The organism is Ottowia flava (assembly GCF_008017535.1).
GTDB classification, from domain to species: domain Bacteria; phylum Pseudomonadota; class Gammaproteobacteria; order Burkholderiales; family Burkholderiaceae_C; genus Ottowia; species Ottowia flava.
Genome location: NZ_VRUA01000032.1, coordinates 1 through 16,945 on the forward strand (window position 1 = coordinate 1; position 16,945 = coordinate 16,945).

At 65.5% G+C, this 16,945-nt stretch carries 14 protein-coding genes, 3 tRNA genes and 2 pseudogenes; 11 read left to right on the plus strand and 8 right to left on the minus strand.

Annotated features, from left to right (window positions below; translation table 11 throughout):
• Positions 1–419 precede the first annotated feature (419 nt).
• Positions 420–731, minus strand: a pseudogene (locus FVQ98_RS18730) (IS481 family transposase); the annotation flags it as partial.
• 1,189 nt (positions 732–1,920) lie between these two features.
• Between FVQ98_RS18730 and FVQ98_RS18735 the strand changes: the two are divergent.
• Positions 1,921–2,919 carry a porin gene (locus FVQ98_RS18735; protein WP_147914978.1) on the plus strand — a complete coding sequence of 333 codons (999 nt, stop codon included), beginning with the start codon at positions 1,921–1,923 and terminating at the stop codon, positions 2,917–2,919.
• A gap of 131 nt (positions 2,920–3,050) precedes the next feature.
• On the opposite strand, the gene FVQ98_RS18740 is transcribed toward FVQ98_RS18735, so the two are convergent.
• Positions 3,051–3,266 (minus strand): hypothetical protein, encoded by a 216-nt coding sequence (locus tag FVQ98_RS18740; protein WP_187265805.1) that lies wholly within the window; start codon positions 3,264–3,266, stop codon positions 3,051–3,053.
• Between the two features lie 399 nt (positions 3,267–3,665).
• Here FVQ98_RS18740 and FVQ98_RS18745 point away from each other — a divergent pair, with 399 nt between their 5' ends.
• The 5 genes from FVQ98_RS18745 to FVQ98_RS18770 all read left to right on the plus strand — a co-directional run bounded on the left by FVQ98_RS18745 (position 3,666) and on the right by FVQ98_RS18770 (position 9,280).
• Positions 3,666–5,243 carry a hypothetical protein gene (locus tag FVQ98_RS18745; RefSeq protein ID WP_147914980.1) on the plus strand — a complete coding sequence of 526 codons (1,578 nt, stop codon included), beginning with the start codon at positions 3,666–3,668 and terminating at the stop codon, positions 5,241–5,243.
• Between the two features lie 103 nt (positions 5,244–5,346).
• Entirely contained in the window at positions 5,347–6,600 is a 1,254-nt protein-coding gene (locus tag FVQ98_RS18750; RefSeq protein WP_187265806.1) for a sensor histidine kinase, read from the plus strand.
• Positions 6,597–7,301: a response regulator transcription factor gene (locus tag FVQ98_RS18755; protein WP_147914982.1), complete on the plus strand. Its 705-nt coding sequence runs from the start codon at positions 6,597–6,599 to the stop codon at positions 7,299–7,301. The genes FVQ98_RS18750 and FVQ98_RS18755 overlap by 4 nt, the downstream gene beginning before the upstream one ends.
• 256 nt (positions 7,302–7,557) lie before the next feature.
• Positions 7,558–8,445 (plus strand): hypothetical protein, encoded by an 888-nt coding sequence (locus FVQ98_RS18765; protein WP_187265807.1) that lies wholly within the window; start codon positions 7,558–7,560, stop codon positions 8,443–8,445.
• A gap of 109 nt (positions 8,446–8,554) precedes the next feature.
• Positions 8,555–9,280 carry a DUF6683 family protein gene (locus FVQ98_RS18770; protein ID WP_147914985.1) on the plus strand — a complete coding sequence of 242 codons (726 nt, stop codon included), beginning with the start codon at positions 8,555–8,557 and terminating at the stop codon, positions 9,278–9,280.
• Between the two features lie 64 nt (positions 9,281–9,344).
• Here the strand turns inward: FVQ98_RS18770 and FVQ98_RS18775 are convergent, their stop codons facing one another.
• The 4 genes from FVQ98_RS18775 to hpnD all read right to left on the minus strand — a co-directional run bounded on the left by FVQ98_RS18775 (position 9,345) and on the right by hpnD (position 12,623).
• On the minus strand, positions 9,345–10,049 hold the full coding sequence (locus tag FVQ98_RS18775) for a GNAT family N-acetyltransferase (RefSeq protein WP_147914986.1): 705 nt from the start codon (positions 10,047–10,049) through the stop codon (positions 9,345–9,347).
• Between the two features lie 57 nt (positions 10,050–10,106).
• Positions 10,107–10,180 (minus strand) — tRNA-Gly (locus FVQ98_RS18780).
• Between the two features lie 64 nt (positions 10,181–10,244).
• Positions 10,245–11,567 carry a hydroxysqualene dehydroxylase HpnE gene (gene hpnE / locus FVQ98_RS18785; RefSeq protein WP_255507860.1) on the minus strand — a complete coding sequence of 441 codons (1,323 nt, stop codon included), beginning with the start codon at positions 11,565–11,567 and terminating at the stop codon, positions 10,245–10,247.
• Positions 11,568–11,780: 213 nt separating this feature from the next.
• On the minus strand, positions 11,781–12,623 hold the full coding sequence (gene hpnD / locus FVQ98_RS18790) for a presqualene diphosphate synthase HpnD (RefSeq protein WP_147914987.1): 843 nt from the start codon (positions 12,621–12,623) through the stop codon (positions 11,781–11,783).
• Positions 12,624–12,838: 215 nt separating this feature from the next.
• Between hpnD and FVQ98_RS20370 the strand changes: the two are divergent.
• Both FVQ98_RS20370 and FVQ98_RS18795 read left to right on the plus strand, forming a co-directional pair.
• Positions 12,839–12,937: pseudogene (locus FVQ98_RS20370) on the plus strand (DUF4124 domain-containing protein); the annotation flags it as partial.
• A 12-nt stretch (positions 12,938–12,949) separates the two neighbouring features.
• Positions 12,950–13,405, plus strand: coding sequence for a hypothetical protein (locus FVQ98_RS18795; RefSeq protein ID WP_187265808.1), 456 nt, complete (start codon positions 12,950–12,952; stop codon positions 13,403–13,405).
• 16 nt (positions 13,406–13,421) lie between these two features.
• On the opposite strand, the gene hpnC is transcribed toward FVQ98_RS18795, so the two are convergent.
• Positions 13,422–14,321 carry a squalene synthase HpnC gene (hpnC, locus tag FVQ98_RS18800; RefSeq protein ID WP_370512993.1) on the minus strand — a complete coding sequence of 300 codons (900 nt, stop codon included), beginning with the start codon at positions 14,319–14,321 and terminating at the stop codon, positions 13,422–13,424.
• A 225-nt stretch (positions 14,322–14,546) separates the two neighbouring features.
• On the opposite strand from hpnC, the gene FVQ98_RS18805 reads away from it, so the two are divergent.
• Positions 14,547–14,633 (plus strand) — tRNA-Leu (locus FVQ98_RS18805).
• Between the two features lie 115 nt (positions 14,634–14,748).
• On the opposite strand, the gene FVQ98_RS18810 is transcribed toward FVQ98_RS18805, so the two are convergent.
• A tRNA-Ala gene (locus FVQ98_RS18810) sits at positions 14,749–14,824 on the minus strand.
• Between the two features lie 140 nt (positions 14,825–14,964).
• On the opposite strand from FVQ98_RS18810, the gene FVQ98_RS18815 reads away from it, so the two are divergent.
• The gene (locus FVQ98_RS18815) at positions 14,965–15,840 is read left to right on the plus strand and encodes an alpha/beta hydrolase (protein ID WP_147914989.1); all 876 of its coding nucleotides are present in this window, start codon (positions 14,965–14,967) and stop codon (positions 15,838–15,840) included.
• A gap of 169 nt (positions 15,841–16,009) precedes the next feature.
• Positions 16,010–16,780 carry a sulfite exporter TauE/SafE family protein gene (locus tag FVQ98_RS18820; RefSeq protein ID WP_255507861.1) on the plus strand — a complete coding sequence of 257 codons (771 nt, stop codon included), beginning with the start codon at positions 16,010–16,012 and terminating at the stop codon, positions 16,778–16,780.
• Positions 16,781–16,945 lie beyond the last annotated feature (165 nt).

Here is a 16,945-nt window from a genome sequence, read left to right on the forward strand (position 1 = left end):
GAGAACTTGTTCGACTTGCTCATGGCTCAATCCTCTCAGAGTTTTGAGCCTCCTCGAAACCCGGGGCGATTCAGTTCGAGAAAGCTCAAAAAGCTTAGGCCGGTGTCCACGAAACCGGCAGCAGCCCAAGCATCGCTGCCGCAAAAACCAGTGCTGCGCTAGGGGTGGTCTTAGTCATTTGGCGCCCATCGAGGGGTGGAGCGCGCATCAAAATTCAAATGCTACGAGGGGTAACTTTCGGATTCCAAGCTATTCAGCCCAGGCCCGCGTCAATCGCGGCAAGCTTTGAGGTCTTCACCGATCATCAGCGCACCTTGTGCTCCGTGGTGGGTGGTGCCGACACCTCCGGAAAATTGACCGGGATCGGCGGCTGCCAGCGCAAATCGAAGCGGCGCTTGGCCTGCGGCACGTCCTGGCCACCGATCCAGGCCCGAGCGTGAGACATGGGGACAAATGAACTCGCGCGTGACAGCCAACAAGTCATCCAGGGGCAGCAGCAGGGTGCGCCGCAGATGAACCACCACGGCCTCTTGCGCGGGCGTCAGCACCGTCTGCAGACGATGGGCCGTGTGCGAGCGGTCGCCGAAGACCTTGCGCTTCTTCCACTTGTAGACCGTCTGCTCGGTGATGCCAAAGCGCTGGGCCAGCACACAGGCTGGCTCGTCACTGGCAGCGATCTCGGCACGCACGGCGGGCGTGGTGCGGGCGTTCTTGTGCAGGGCTATCAGCATGGCGTCGCTCCCCGGTTGGATTGCAAGGACTCTATCAACCCCTGCAAGACCGCTTTGGCCATGAAGAGGGGATAGCGCTTTGGGTCAATGCAATCGTCGGGGATGCGACAGGTAGCCCATCGGTGCCGCCGGCTCCAAGACTTACCTGTACAGGGTAGTCAACCCCCGGCAAGCACACCATCACGTCCAAGGCCGAAAACGCGGACACCCTCACGCTGACGACCCAAGCTGGGCGCGCCTATTTCGTCTGGCAGGAGGTCAAATTCGGCGTCATCGCCGGGCGAACCCAACTGCACCTGGTGGACGACCGACGGGCAAGAAGGACGTAGCAGAGACGAGCCAAGGGGTCGGCAAATAGGGAAGGCGCGGCTTGGCGCCCGCCAGAGGTAGCAAGACCATGGCGCCAGAGCCAGGGTTTCACGCCCGCCGATCCCGCGTGGGCCGCGTGATTGGCAATGGGTGCAGGTGGTTGTTCCGGCAGCGCCCGAAAGCTGCCTTCAAGCCCTTTCAGCCTGTAGCCCTAATTAAATCTGCGCGATCAGCTACCAAAACAAGAGCGATACTGTGCTTTTGCCCAGCTGGGAACGCTACGACTGTTGCGCTGCGCCGTTGGTGGGCACACTTGAGGCATCGCCGGGCGGCGTGGGGCGGTTGGAACTGGCCCGCGGCGGCTCGGCCGGTGGGTGGCGACGGTCGGGGCGTTGGCCTAGGACTGGGCAAGTGGCGTGCAACGCAGCAAGCGCTGGGTTGAATGCTTCGGCGCTGCAGCGGCAGAGCCGTGCCCGTGATCTGGCGCCAACGGGTAAGCGGACTTTTTCCAGGCCGCTGCTCTGGGCGCCCAGGCCTTTGGCAGCGGCTGTTGGAGCCACCCACACGCGGTCAGGGAGCCAGAACAAAATGAAAGCGGCGGGGGACGTCGGCTACAAAGTGGCCGCGGCTCAGCACCGCCCGTTGGACGTGGTGCTGCCAAGTTTGGCCCGGCGGCGCTGAATCTAGTGGCGTGACGCAGCATGGGTGTCGGAACAAAAGAGGCCAGAACTTGTCGTTATTTCACCAACTTTGTCACGCTCGGGTTGGTGATGTGGGCAGAGTTTGGTTCAATCGTCGGGTCGGTTTCCCCAAGGCATTTGGCGGACAACTTTCACTTACATATCAATCACTTAAGAAACATTTCTGAGGAATTTCCGCCATGAAAAAGACCCTGATTTCCCTCGCCGTGCTGGCTGCCAGCACCGGCGCCTTCGCGCAATCTTCGGTGACGCTGTATGGGACGGCGGATGCGGGCGTGGGCAAGCTGGCAGGCGGTAAGGTGCGCATGCAGGCCAACACCTTTGTCAACACCAGCGACAGTTTTTTGGGCTTTCGCGGCACGGAAGACTTGGGCGGGGGGCTGAAGGCTGGCTTCCAATTTGAGCAGGGCATTAACCTGCGCGATGGCAGCACAGACGATAAATCGACCAACTTGACCAATTCCTCATGGCAGCGTCAGGCCAACCTGTGGCTGGGTGGCAATTGGGGTACGTTCCGTTTGGGCCGCGCTTATACCCCCAGCTACAACGCTCTGGCAGCTTGGGAACTAACGGGCGGGGCAAACAACTCCATCGCGATCAATACTTTTGGTCCCGTTGGAGGCGAGGCCGAGCGACGCAACCGCAGCCAGATCAGTTACAAGACGCCGAACTTCGGCGGGTTTGCCGCCGAATTGGGTTATGTCTTCAAGTCTGACAACGGCGGCAACGCCAAGGTCGATCTGGGCTTGAGTTACATCAATGGTCCGCTGCGCGCTGGCGTGTCGTACAACAAGACCAAGAGCCTCAAGGCCAACTATGCTTTGGGCGCGCAGTACCAGTTCGGCATGTTCGCGTTGGCCGCTGGCTACCACAACTCCGCCAACGGCATCTATTTTGACGACACCACGGGTGCGCAAATTCCGGGTGCAGTGTCGCGTGGACGTGGGTTCTCTCTGGGTGGTAAGGTCAACTTTGGCGCCGCGAGCATTTTGGTTGACGTGGCGCGTGAAACCAAAGTCGATTACGCGGTCAATGGCGTGAAGTACAAAGGCGAGAAGCGCACCAACGGTCTGGTTGAAGGGCGCTACGCGTTTTCCAAGCGCACTTTTGTCTACGCCAACTACGTGCGCTTTGACAAGGGCAACAACTACGGCATCGGCATGCGCCACAACTTCTGACGTAACGTGGGTTTGAGGTTCTTGCGGCTGGGTGACGAGGCATGAGTCGAGGCGTAACGGGCGCAACGTCGACAACGGCTCTCGACGCTGGGGGCATTCAGCAACCATCGCCGGGACCGAAGCCTGAGCCGTCAGTTGAAGATCAGACCGCAGGCAATGGGAAAGATCCCATCTTGGAGGCGGACCGGGGCGAGGGGCAGGTTGCCCCCGATGCGGCCATTGGCGCCGGAAAGGATCCCGCCGAAACCATCGACCATACTGAGGGTAAGGTGCGACCCAACCGGGATCGTGAAGACGGAGGCGAACGAGTTGAGGACGGCGTTCAGGGCCAAAGCGGAAATGCCCAACAGGTTGTGCCGGGCGACAAAGGGAACATGGGCGGCGGCATGGGCGTCGGCCGCAACAATGGCCTGGGCGGAATGGGTCAGGGCGCTGGTTCCGGGGGGCCTGGCGCCGGCCGAACCAGTGGCGTCGGTCTGGGAAGGGACTTAACGGGCGCGGTCTTTGGTAATTCAGTCATCACTGGCGGTGGCCCTTTCAATTACCTAGATGCCGTCCGAGGAGGCCCTCCCTACGGGCAGGCGTCGCAGCAAGCCGGCACGCCACGGGTTCCGGCCACGGGCACGCCACAGACCACGGCGCAGCAGGTCAATCAGTTTGTCCCTACAGGAGGGCAAAACGGGTCGCCACAAAGCCCACCCGTCCACCATGTAGGGCCGCAAACCACCACCCTGACCGGGTCGCCGTTGGTCAACGCCGTCAATGGCTTGACGTCGGCCGTGCAGGCGGGCGTGGGGCAATTGTTGGCGCCGGCCACCACGCTGGCGGGCCAGGCGACGACGATCACCGCCCAGGGCAGCGTGACGCAGCCTTTCGGTGGTGCGACGGCGGCTCAGGCGGCAACGACGACCAACGCGGCCACGGCACCGCAATCGCCTGGCGCCACGGTGCGCGCGGCCGTGCTACCGCAGGCGCCCACGCCGCAGCAGATCGCGGCGGCGGTGGCCGACCCGCGTGCCCAGGCGGCTGCTGCGGCGGCGCAATCGCAGTCGGCTTTGACCCAGTCCCAAGCGCAGGCGGTGAACGCCGCCCAGCGCGCCACGGCGGCGCAGGCTCAGGGGCAGTTGACGGCCAACCAGATGGCGCTGGCCAACGCGGCGGCCCGAGCCACTTCGGGCAACGCCCAGGCGGTGGCCATGGCGCAGTCGGCGCTGGCGCTGACGCTGGGCCGTGCGATGGCCGGGCAGATGACGGCGGGCGGCGCGGCCATGGCCTTGGCGGAAGGGCAATTGGCGTTGCGCGCCAGCCGTCTGGCGCAGGCGCAGGCCTTGCAACAGACACCCAACGCGGCGCAGGGTCAACGCGGCACGGCGGTGGCGGCCGGCGCGCAGGGTCGCGCGGCGGCGCAGGCGCAAGGGGTGGGTGCAGCGGGGGCGCAGATCGCGTCACAAGGTGCGCGCGGTGCATTGCCGGGGCAGGCCGCGCCGACGCTGGGCCAAGTTCCACGCACGGGCCAACTGGCGCAGGGCAGCAAGACGGGCGAAGCCGCGCAATTGGCGCAGGCGGCGGGCGCGGCGGTGATGCCGCGCGAGCTGGCTGCCACGCTGGCAATGGCCCCCAAACTGCGCAAGCGCGGGTCGCACGACCGTGTCGAGAAGGTGGACAAGTTCACCCCGCGCTCGCAGCAGCCCGAGATGGAAGACGAGGACTTCTGGGACGCGCTGGGAGACGAGGAAGACGGTCAGCACCACGCGGCAGACGCTGCTCCGGACGAAGACGGCGCTGCGCTGACGGCGGCCGAGGCCGCAGCGCAGCACTACCGCGCACTGCACGTCTGGTTGCAGGCCAACGACCAGGCGGCGTTGCTGCGCGAGCTGGCCCTGGGCCGCCGTGTGCTGGTGCTGGCGCCGCCAGACAAGACGCATCTTCGGCTGATTGGGCACATGTTGTGGCCGGAGGCGGCGGACGACCCTGGCAAGGTGCACGCAGCAGGTGCGCGCGGCCGCGCGTGGCCACTGGCGGCGCGCTGGTCGGCCACGCTGCCGGCCGATCTGGACTGGCGCCATTGGCGCCTGCGCCAGTGGGTGGACGGCGAAGGTCGCTGGCAGGTGGCGGCGTCGCAACCTGACCGGCATACGCCGCGGCTGGTGCTGGCGGGCGACGCGCACGACGACACGCCGGTGGCGGTGGGCGAGTACATCACCGTGGTTGAGCCGCGGCGCCTGCGCCGCCTGATGGGCCGCCAGTGGACGATGATGGTGCTGCGCGTGCCGGTGCCGCTGGACGGCATGGGCGCGCAAAGCGCCGTGGTCGGGGGGCGGTGAAACCGTCGACTGCCATCCGGTCGCCGCTGAGCGCTGCATTGGCGCTGGGCAGTGCGCCACGCACCCGTGCCGCGCAGGCGTCTGCATGACCAAGGGCCAGCCAATGACGTCTCCTGTGGCCAAAAAATCCCCTGGCGCGGGCGGCACGCGGACCCGTAAGGCCTCGTCGACTCCGCCGGCCGCGCTGTGGGACGCTTTTGACGAGGTGATGGCGCTGTTGCCGCCCGATGCGACGTCTGCGCTCAGTTGGTGCAGCCCGGCGTTTGCAGCGCTGCTAGCGCTGCCCGAAGCGCATGCAGAGCCTGCTCTGACCGCGCTGTGCGCGCGTCTGGTTGGGCTGGCACAAGGGGTGGCGGCGTTGTCGAATGGCGGTGCTCGGCAAGCCGCCTGGGATGGCGCTGTGCAACTGCAGGCAGGCGATGGCGCGCAGGCCACCTTGCTGCTCGCGAGCCTGCGCCGCCTGCCCGACGGCGCGCTGGCGCTGCGCCTGCGTCCGACGGCCGATGGTGCCGCGGCCGATGGACCGGCCCACGACCGCGCCACGCGCCGCCACCTGGAAGACCGCGAGCGCCTGTTGTTCACGTCGCGCAGCGTGGCCGTGGGCGAGATGGCGACGACGCTGGCGCATGAGCTGAACCAGCCGCTGGGCGCCGTGACCAACGTGTTGCGTGGGCTGAAGGCGCGCATCACCGCCACCATCGCCCAGCCGCAGCCCGGCGCGCTGCCGATGCTGGAGCAAGGCGTGCAGCTGGCGCTGGACCAGGTGCAGTACGCCGCGCGCATCATCGGCCGTATCCGCGACTACACGCAGTCGCGCCAGCCGCGGCGCGAGCGGGTGGACCTGCACGCCCTGCTGCACAACAGCCTGACCCTGCTGGACTGGGACCTGGGCCGCCATGGCGTCCAACTAACGCTGGAGCTGGCGCTCAGCCAGGACCAAGACAGCGCCGCCGCGGTGGCGGGCGACGGTGTGATGCTGCAGCAGGTGCTGGTCAACCTCCTGCGCAACGGCATTGATGCCATGAGCGACACACCGGCTGGGCAGCGGCGGTTGCAGATCACCAGCCGCGTCGACCGCGCAGGCGGGCAGATCGAGATCGCCATTGCGGATACTGGCATCGGCATTGACGACGAGGGCGCGGCGCAGCTGTTCATGCCGTTCTATTCGACCAAGCCGACCGGCATGGGCATTGGGCTAAACATCTGCCGCAGCCTGATCGAGTTGCACCAGGGCCGGCTGTGGTACACCCCCAATACCGGGCGCGGCTGCACCTTTCACGTGGCGCTGCCGCTGGTTCAGGGCGAGGAAGCCCGCCAACTGCCGCGCTTTATGGATTCAGACTCCACTGTTGCATGAATACCGCCGCCTCCACCCCCCGCACGTTGTACCTGCTGGACGACAACGACGACTTTCGGGCTACTGCCAAGTGGTGGCTGAGCGGCGCGGGCTACGAGGTGGTGGACTTTGGGGACGCGCAGACGGCCATCGACGCACTGAAGGCGCTGGACGCCCAGGCCCTGAGCCACGCCTGCCTGCTGCTGGACGTGCGCATGCCCACGATGACCGGGCTGCAGGTGCACGACGCACTGATCGAAGCCGGTGTAACGGGCCCGCAGGCTCGCCCGTCCCTGCCCATCGTCTACATGACGGGCCATGGCGACGTGCCCCTGGCCGTGCAGGCCATGGAAAAGGGCGCCGTCACCTTTCTGGAAAAACCGTTTCAGGACAGCGCGCTGGAATCGGCACTGACCCGCGCTTTTGAAAGCGCCGCCCAGCCGCCCGCGTCCGACCCGGTGCTGACGGCCCCTGTGACCGCCGCCGACGTGCCCAGCGGCACCTGCGCCGAGTACCAACGCCGCTACGCCTTGCTCAGCCCGCGTGAGCTGCAGGTGATGCAGGGGGTGGTCGAGGGCAAGATCAGCAAGGTGATCGCGCGCGAGCTGGATATCAGCACCAAGACCGTCGAATTGCACCGCAGCCGCGTCATGGCCAAGATGCAGGCCGAATCGGTGGTCCACCTGACGCGCATGGCGTTGCACCAGAACGTCAGCGTCTGATTTCAGCGTTAAATGTGCTTTCGGCCGGCTCCCAGCTTGCGCTGGAAGCTCCTTTATTGATAGTGATTTGGCTGCCTGCGCAGGCTTGAACCAAGATCCCTATAGGTAACGTTACTAGCTGGTTCGATTACTAGCTGGTAACGCCCTGAATGGGCAAGCGCTCTCGCACCCGATTCAATAGCACCCATCAAGTGATTCCGTCTTCATGAGTTGCTTGGTCGCACGGCGGGGAATGATCCCTGCGATGCGCACAGCCTTGAATCATCAACTCGACCCGACCGGGTCAACGAAGGAGCGAAAAATGGGTGCAGCAGTTGGAGTTGTAGCAAGTGTCGTGACTGGCGGCGGCGCTGGCGGTCTGTTGGGTGGCCTGCTGGGCGGTGGTGGCCTGTTGGGCAACCTGATCAGCAGTATCCTTGGTGGCGGCGGTGCTGGCGGTGCATCAGGTATCGGCAAGGCGATGGAAGGTTTTTCCCCTGCCAACGTCCTGAACGCGACAGCCAATCTGATGTCGAGCATCCTCGGCAATTCGGGCAAGGAAGCGATGAATACGCTTCACAAGGAAGACGGTATGCCCAAGTTCATCCGCGACGCGGTGAACAAGGCGATCGACGAAGCGGTGAACAAGTGCCGTAAAGAAGTGGATCCTGCAGTGCAGGGCAAACTGGACGAGGTGACGAAGGACGATTCCCTCAAGGAAATCAAGAAGCTCACCGACCAATTGCTGGAAAAGGTTCGCGATATCCTGGAAAAGAACACCAGCGACGCGACCAAGGAATCTACCTCTGACGAAAAATGCAAGGGTGGCAAGAAGTCTGCTCAAAGCTGGTTTGCTGCGATCGCCGAAGCCATGGGCAAGGTGTACGGCGCGAAGACGGCGGAAGTTGTCAAGCTGTCGCAAGAGGTCAGCAACGTTGCCGACAAGCAGTCTGAGCTGGCCAAGAAAGCCGAAGGTGTGGATAGCAAGGACGAAGAAGGGAACAAGAAGATCGAGAACGAGAAGCAGAAACTGGCGGCCGAGATGACCAAGGCGCAGACTGAGCTGCAGGGTGCAGCGCAGGAGATGAAGCTGATCAGCGAAACGGTGTCGACGCTGCTGAAGTCGATCGGTGAAGCGCTGTCGGGTGTCGCACGCAAGCAGTAACAAGTTTGCGACAAGAAAGAGGCAGACTGCGGTCTGCCTTTTTTTTGCCTGCTGCAAGATCGTGTTCGCCAATGCAAAGCCCGATCAAGAGCGGGCTGGAGTTAAGTTCATGAAAGTTGTGTCAGCATTTTTCCTCGCGCTCTCGCTTGCCGCCAGCCAGGCCCACGCCTGGACCAGCGAGGGGTTCACCATCGATTTCAATGAGCAATGGCTGCGGCAAGACGCTTACAACCGGGCCATGACTCAGGCCAAAAAAGACATGAAGCCCGGCACATCTACTGCGAAAAGCAGCGGTCGGAGCGTGAAGACGGACATTCTGTGGACGGGCGCCCAGCGGGTCGTCAACGGTCGATTCATCGACGAACAGGCCATTGACGAGATGGCCCAGCGGTTTCCGCCGGAGCAACGCAAGCAGGCCCGGCAAGCGCTGACGCAGATTGTCGGCTCGTTCAACGACAACGTGGAAAAGCTCTACGGCGTGCCTAAAGAGAATGTGGCAACGGGTGTGGTTGCCTTGCTGGCAGGGGGATATGCGGCCTACTACAACAAGCCTTTTCCGGATAAGTACGTCAAGCCCACCGTCGAGCAAGTGGCTGCCTACCTGCGCTCCAAACCGGAGTTGTTTGAAGGCAAGACGACGGAAAAGCGCAATTCCTACCAGAAAGGTGTTGGCGTCGGCATGCTGCTGCAAATGCTTCAGCAAGAGGTCCAGAAATCGGGAAAGGCGAGCGATGCGGCTGAGCTCAAGCAGGTTGGTGCGCGTGTGTATCGTGCGGTGTTGAGCGTGGAGCCCGACAACGTGGAGTTCACATCGACAGGCATCAAGTTCCGGTGATGAGGTTTCGTTGAGCGCAGCATGGCCGTACAGCGTTGAACCATTTCGCCAATTCGCTCGCTGATCAGGGGAACGGAACGATCCCCCGAATGCTGCGTGCGCGCTCGCGGCGTGGCAACGCTTGCCATCCGCGCCAGTGGTCGCGTTCCAGCCTGAACTGTGCGGCAGTGCGTCCGTTGTACGGCGCGCGGCCAGTGGGCTCGAACCCGAGCACTTGCAGGCAGTGCGCGGCGGATCGGTTGGCGGGGTCGCAGTAGCCAAACACTTCGTTGCGTGCCGGGTCGGCGAAGGCGCGTTGCACAAGCCATTCGCCGCCGTCCAGTGCCAGCGAACCGCCCCAGGCGTCCGGTTGCAGCCGGGAGCCGATTTCGATCTGTTCGGGTGCGTCGATCACGTGGACCAGACTGAACCAGCCGCAGAAAGCCCAACTGGGCGCTTCGACCATGGCCAGCAGTTCGTCGCCGATGTCGCCGTCGGCGTACGCAGCGCGCGCTTCAGCGACCGATTCGGCGTCGGGTGGCACGGCGCGCTCTGCGCACCAGATGCCTCGCCCTTCGTGCTGGCGATAGAAGGCGCGCATGCCGGCCAGAAAGCCGGCGGCGGTCGCTGGGTCGTCCAAGGCCAGGTCGTCCACCAGCTGCGCACGCACGCGCGGATCCTGGTGCATGCGGACCACATCGTCCAGATCGTGTGCGGCGAACTCGCGCAGGCGCAAACGCGGGCTGGCTTGCCAGTGCGCGCCGTATGGGGGAGGTATCTGCAAGCTCATGGGTGCGGTGCATTGCGACACAGGCGCATCAGCGACCCCCTGCGATCAGCAGGGCCATGGAGCGGGTGATGGGAATCGAACCCACGTTATTTGCTTGGGAAGCAAGAGTCCTACCATTGAACGACACCCGCATGGTGAGGAGCGCCGATTCTAGCGGACGCGCTGGCGGTTTTTCGCGGGCCGGGGCGCTGGCGATCAGGCCGCGGCGGCGGCGCTGAGCACCGCGCCTTCCAGCGTCGCGGGGTAGGGGCCGTCAACGTAGTCCCCCACAGCGACGAGGCCGGGTGCGATGTGCGCAGGTGGGCGGCGCAGGCTGGGCGTGCAGGCGAAGGTGGCGCGCTTGTCGGTGATGGTCGCCAGCGCTTGCACGCGCAGGCCGAGTTGGCTTTGCGCTTGCGCGGTGACGCCGGCTGCCAGCGCGTCGCGCGGGCCATGGCTGGTGCTAACGACAAAGGCGAGCAGGCGCGTGGGCTCGGCGGCGGGCGTGATGGCGTCGCGGTCGAACACGAACTGGGCGGGCGCGTGGGCGTTGGACGGCAGCGCCAACATGGGCGCACGCAGCAGCGGACCGGGCTTTGGGTGATCGCGTGTCACCTGCGCGTACACCGTGGTGATGGCTTCGTGGGTCAGGCTTTCGGCCACGCCGGCCCAGTCGCGCATCGCGCGCGCTACAACATCAGGAGCTGCCTGCGCAGATTCCCGTAAGGTTTGCGCCGCATTCGGTGCTGAAGTGGCGATCACCACGCGGTCAAAGTGTTCTCCGCCGATCTGCCAGCCGCGCGCGCCATGCTGGAGCCGGGTGACGCGGGCGCCGAGTTGCATCAACGCGCCTCGCTGAGTCAGCCAGCGCGCCGCGCTGTCGGGGAACAGCGTGCCCAAGTCGGTGCGCGGCAGCAGCAGGTTGGAGCCGCCGCGGGCGCCGAACATGGCATCGCGCAGCACGCGCAAAAACACGCGCGCGCTGGCCTGCGCCATGGGGGTGTTCAGCGCGGACACGCACAGCGGCTCGATGAAGCCGTCTTTGAGCCGCGGGGTCAGCGGCGCGCACAGCTGCGCCACGCTGAGCTGATCGTCGCATTCGAAGCCCGCGCGCTGCCAGGCGCTGGCGGTGCGCAGCAGCGCCCACTTGTCGCGCCAGCCCCAGCCGCGCGCGCGCAGGATGCCCGCCGCCGCGTCCCACGGCGCGGGCCAGTCGGGCAGGGCGAGGCCGCTGCCGTCGGGAAAGGTGAGCGCGAGCGGCAAGCGCAACAGCGCCTGGTCCGGGTTCACGCCCACCACGCGCATCAGCCGCAGGCATTCGGTGTACGCGCCGATCAGGATGTGCTGGCCGTTGTCCACCGTGACGGTGCGCCCGTCCGGCAGCATCAGCGGCACCGCGCGCGCACGTCCGCCGAACTGCCGCGCAGCTTCAAAAACCGTGACCGCGTGCCCCGCCTGCACGGCGCGCACCGCCGCCGCCATGCCGGCCCAGCCGCCGCCCACGATGGCGATGCGCTGCGGATCAGATTCTTGAGACAAATCGACCTCTGGCCCTAGAACCGACTGCGCGGGCAGCTATGAAAATGAGAGAAATCCGCCCAGCGAAGGCGCGCGCCGTCCGCATCACACCGCCCCGCCGCTGCGCAGCAGCCGGCACTAGGGAACGCCATGCCCGGACCTGCGCCGGGCATCGGCGTTGTCCCCCTCCCGAAGAGAGAGGGGGAAGGCGCCGTAGGCGACTCAGGGGGAGCCTCAAAACCTTCCTAGTGCCTGCATCTTCCACGCCAGCCACAGCTTGCGCAGCGGCGTCAGCGCGATGCGCTGGTTCAGCACGCAAAAGTCGCTGCGTTCGATCTCGCGCAGCAGGGTGCGGTAGATGCTGGCCATCATCAGGCCGGGCTTCTGGCTGCGCCGGTCGGCGGCGGGCAGGAGGGCCAGCGCCTCGTCGTACATCGCGTGGGCGCGCGCGGCCTGAAACTTCATCAGCTGCACGAAGCGGTCGGAATACTCGCACTTCAAGATCTCGTGCGCCTTCACGTCAAAGCGCTGCAGCTCGTCGATCGGCAGGTAGATGCGGCCGCGCCGCGCGTCTTCGCCCACATCGCGGATGATGTTGGTGAGCTGAAACGCCAGGCCCAGCGTGCAGGCGTACTGCGTGGTTTCAGGCTGCGTCTGGCCGAAGATGCGCGCCGACACCTCGCCCACCTCGCCGGCTACCAGATGGCAGTAGCGCTTGAGCGCGGGGTAGTCCAGGTAACGCGTCTGCGTCAGGTCCATCTGGCAGCCTTCGATCACGGCATGCAGCTGGCGCGCCTCGATGTTGAATTCCTTGGTGTACGGCATCAACGCCTGCATCACCGGGTGCGAGGGCTTGCCGGCGTAAGCGTCGGTGACTTCCTTGGCCCACCAGGCCAGCTTGGTCGCCGCGACGCCTTGGTCGCTGACCTCGTCGACCACGTCATCCACCTCGCGGCAGAACGCATAGAAGGCCGTGATCGCGGCCCGGCGCGCGGGCGGCAGGAACAGGAAGGCGTAGTAAAAGCTGCTGCCCGAGGCGGCGGCTTTCTCTTGCACGTAGTCTTGGGGCGTGGTCACGAAGGGGATTAGAACACCCCCTGGGCTGCTGACGCGGCATCCCCAGGGGCAGGCAGACGCGTGGTGCAAGCCCTCGCGTGGCGTTTACAAGGTTGGGGCGAACGCATGGCGAGTTGTGGTGGGGCGCAGATCTGTGACATTGCGCACGTTCCTGGCACAGCGGTCGAGTTACATTGAGTGACAAAGGAGGCGCTATGCGATCGCTGTTGGCATTCATGACTGGGGTGTTGGTCTGTGCTGGACCTGTGTATGCACAGGTCTACAAATGCCCGGACGGCGCGGGAAAGACGGTGATTCAGCAAACCCCCTGTACGGGAGGAATCGCAATGAACGTCAAGCCCGCGAGCGGACATGCAGCGCCAACAACGGCGAGCGACGGGCAGGCACGGCTAGCGAAACTCAAACGTGATAACGAGATGGCCGAAGCCATACGCACCGGAAACCCGCTGGTAGGAATGACGACAGCCCAGCTGCAGCAAGCCATGGGCGCGCCAAGTCAGGTCAACGCAAGCAACTATTCAGGGACGCAAAAAAATCAGGTGGTGTACTACCGCCAGGATGCGACTTGGTATGTCTACACCACGAATGGTGTTGTCGATTCCATCCAACGTCGAGAGCCCACGCCAAGTGCCGGCCCGTCTGCACGCAAGGCTGAGCGCTGTCCTACGCCGCAAGAAATACGCGACGCTGAAACTTCTGCCAGCAGCATCACCATCAGCGAGGAACAAAAGCGCGCGCTGTGGCGGAAGGTTGAGGACATGCGGAACTGCGGCAAGCGCTAACGCAGCCCGACCCGCGCTACATCCACAGTGCCCGCCACAACAACCGCGCCGCGTCGGCCTTGCCGACCGTCGGCCGGCGGCTGAAGGTGTCGAAACCCTGAGCGGCGATTTTGTCCAGGATAGCCAGGCCGCCCTGCACGACCAGGCGCAGCTCCCAGCCGGCGCGGCCGGGCAGGGTGTGCACCAGCGGCGCGCCAGACTGCATCAACTCGCGTGCCCAGCGCACTTCATCTGCTACCAACTCAATAGCTGGTAGCGCAGGTGGTTGTATGGCCAGGGGCTTGCATTGCTTGAAATCTTCGCGCGACAGTCCGTGCGCGGCGCAGTCGGCCAAGGGCAGGTAGAAGCGCCCGCGCGGTAGGTCGACCGACAGGTCCTGCCAGAAGTTGATCAGCTGCAACGCGCTGCAGATGGCGTCGCTCTGGGCCAGCGCCGTGGCGCCGGTGACGCCGTACAAGTGCAGCAGCAGGCGACCGACCGGGTTGGCCGAGCGGCGGCAGTAGTCCAGCAGCTCGGCGCGGTCGGCGTAGGCGCGGGCGTCGCGCGTCCAGGCGATGTCCTGCATGAACGCGCTGAGCAGGTCGGCGAGCAGGTCTTCGGGCAGCTTGAACTGGGCGATGGCGTGCGACAGCGGGCCGAACACCTGCGGCCAGCGCGCTGATGTGCCGTTGCCGCGAGCCGCGGCGGTCAGGTCGGCGCGGTAGGCGGCGAGCTCGGCCAGGCGCACGTCGGGCGTGGCCGTGCCCTCGTCGGCGATGTCGTCCGCCGTGCGCGCGAAGTGGTAGATGGCGGCGATGGGCGCGCGCAGGTGCGGCGGGCACAGCCAGGATGCGACCGGAAAGTTCTCGTAATGCGTGACGGCGGCAGGCACGACCGTGGCGCTCGGCGCGGATCCAGGAGAGGTGGGCGAAGACACGAACCGATTGTCGCCGTTGGTGGGATAGGTGTCTGGGCAGCGCAAGCTTGTGCGCCGGGCGCGGCTGAGCTTGAAGATGCGCTCGTTCGTGGTCGCCAAGGCTGGCAGCGCGTGGGTGCGAATCAAGCCCGCCGCGACCTTTCGACGAGCGCCGCCGGGTTAGAATCCGCGGTTCTTCGCTTGGGCGCCACCCTGCTGTGGCACGCAAGCGACGGAAGACAGGATGCGCGGGTGGCGAAATTGGTAGACGCACCAGGTTTAGGTCCTGACGCCCGCAAGGGTGTGGGGGTTCGAGTCCCCCCCCGCGCACCACGTCCGATTGGGGCGCCAGCTTGACAACGCGGCGTCTCGGCATCGGACTGGCAAGCTCTTCCGACACCCGTTTGTGCATAAAAAAAGCGGCCTACAGCCGCTTTTTGGGTCATGTTGGTGGAGAGGAGGAGGATCGAACTCCCGACCTCCGCATTGCGAACGCGGCGCTCTCCCAGCTGAGCTACCCCCCCACAAGGTTGAGCGCATTCTAGCGCGGCTTGGCCGGTGGCTGGCCCGCGTTGCGGCGACTTTTTCTCGCGGATTGGCTGCATGTGGTGTGCGCCATTTCCTGATACCGCCGTCAGCACGTTTTGCGACAATAGCGTGATTCATGGCCCGCACCCCTGTACCTACCCGCCGCGAACCGCCCGATATCCAGTGGCTGGAGCGCAGTTACAACAACCGCATGCGGGTGCCCGAGCACGGCGACTACTTTGCGCGCTGGGCGGCTGAGTCGGCGCTGGTTCGCCGCAGCATCGCATGCGAACTGGATGTCGCCTACGGTGAAGGCGCGCGCGGCCGACTCGACGCGTTTCCTGCGCACCGCGCCGGCTCGCCGCTGGTGGTGTTTGTGCATGGCGGGTACTGGAAGGCGCTGGACAAATCGATGCACAGCTTCGTCGCTGGCGCGTTGCACGGTGCGGGCGCGGCGGTTGTGGTGCCCAACTATCCGCTGGCCCCGCAGGCGAGCCTGCCGCAGATCACCTTGCAAGTGGCGCGGTCCGTGGCTTGGGCTTGGCGGCACGCCCGTGCCCTGCGTGCCGACCGGCGCCGCTTGGTGGTCATCGGGCACTCGGCAGGCGGCAACCTCGCGGCGATGATGATGGCCTGCGCCTGGCCGCTGATCGACCCTGACATGCCCGCGGGCGCGGTGCGCCGCGGCATGGGCGTGTCGGGGCTGTACGACGTCGAGCCGCTCATGCACACGCCCAGCCTGCAAGAGGTGTTGCGGCTCACGCCTGCGCAGGTGCAGCAGGTGAGCCCGGCGCGTGTGCCTTACACCGGTCGCGGCCGGTTCGTGGCCGTGGTCGGTGCGGAGGAGAGTGGCGAGTATCTGCGCCAGAACCGCCTGATCCAGCACACCTGGGGGCGCGAGCGTGTGCCGCTCGCGGCCGCCATCAAGGGGTTAAACCATTTCAGCATCGTTGACGCATTGGCCCAGCCCGGGCATCGCGTGAACGCCCTGGCGCGCGAGCTGTGCCGCTGATTGATTCGGTGAATGCTTTAAAAAACATAGCTGTCTGCGCAGGTGGTTGTAGGGCGAACGGCCAGTTTTGCTCGAAAATTGATGCGAGAAGCGGGGCGCGACCAGCGCGCCGACTCGGCTGGCAAGCGTCCGCCTCGCAAGCGCCGCGCAGCGACGCGGTGCTCCCAGCATGAGCGCACTGATTCCCTGGTTGATGGATTGGGCTTACCCCGCCGCGGTGATCGCGCTGGGCTACGTGGTGCTGGGCCTCACAGGCTTCGGCTCAGCGCTGGTCGCGGTGCCGCTGCTGGCTTGGCGCTGGCCGCTGGTCGACGTGGTGCCCATGGTGCTGCTGATCGACGTGCTGGCGTCGCTGCTGATGGGCGGGCTGAACTTGCGCGAGGTGCGTTGGGACGAGGCGCGGCGCCTGCTGCCCGGCATGGTGCTGGGTGCCTTGCTGGGGCTGTGGCTGGCGCAGCGCGCCACGTCGGCCGCGCCGCTGATCGTGCTGGGTGCCTACGTGGTGTGGGTGGGCGCACAGGCACTCCGGGCGCGGCCACTGGTCGCTGGCGCTGCCGCGGCATCACCCGGCTGGCTCGGCGCCCTCTATGGCGCAGGTGTGGGTCTGGTGGAGATCCTGTTTGGCACGGCCGGACCGCTGGTGCTGGCCTGGCTGGCGCGCCAGCGTGTGGACGCGCGCGGCATGCGCGCATCTACGCCCGCCATCATCATGGTGGCGGCGCTGGGCGCGATTGCGCTGATGGCGGTGGACGGGCGTCTGGCCAGCGGCGCGATCTGGCAGCGCCTGCTGGTGCTGCTGCCGGTGGCCGTGGTGTCGGTGCTGGCTGGCCATGCGCTGGCGCACCGCGTGCCGACGGAGGCGCTGCGCCGTTGCATCTGCGGGCTGCTCATTCTGAGCGGGGCCATGCTGATCCTGAACGCACTGCGCCGCCTGGGCTGACGGGCGTTGGCGCGCTTGGGGCACGCACTCCCAGCGTGATGTTCAAGCCCTATTGCTGCAAATTTGATAGCTTATAGCGCAATCTGCTATAGGGCGGATTCAATTCCAAGTGCAACGTTGATTCAATGCGCGGAGTCATCACGCTGGGTCAATTGGTGCAGGTGC

What these genes read in the sequence shown, in the direction of transcription:
- FVQ98_RS18770 (WP_147914985.1), top strand. Translation starts at nt 8,555, where the DNA reads ATGAAAGTTGTGTCAGCATTTTTCCTCGCGCTCTCGCTTGCCGCCAGC.
- FVQ98_RS18775 (WP_147914986.1), bottom strand. Translation starts at nt 10,049, where the DNA reads ATGAGCTTGCAGATACCTCCCCCATACGGCGCGCACTGGCAAGCCAGC.
- FVQ98_RS18820 (WP_255507861.1), top strand. Translation starts at nt 16,010, where the DNA reads ATGAGCGCACTGATTCCCTGGTTGATGGATTGGGCTTACCCCGCCGCG.
- FVQ98_RS18815 (WP_147914989.1), top strand. Translation starts at nt 14,965, where the DNA reads ATGGCCCGCACCCCTGTACCTACCCGCCGCGAACCGCCCGATATCCAG.
- FVQ98_RS18750 (WP_187265806.1), top strand. Translation starts at nt 5,347, where the DNA reads ATGACGTCTCCTGTGGCCAAAAAATCCCCTGGCGCGGGCGGCACGCGG.
- FVQ98_RS18735 (WP_147914978.1), top strand. Translation starts at nt 1,921, where the DNA reads ATGAAAAAGACCCTGATTTCCCTCGCCGTGCTGGCTGCCAGCACCGGC.
- FVQ98_RS18755 (WP_147914982.1), top strand. Translation starts at nt 6,597, where the DNA reads ATGAATACCGCCGCCTCCACCCCCCGCACGTTGTACCTGCTGGACGAC.
- FVQ98_RS18795 (WP_187265808.1), top strand. Translation starts at nt 12,950, where the DNA reads ATGAACGTCAAGCCCGCGAGCGGACATGCAGCGCCAACAACGGCGAGC.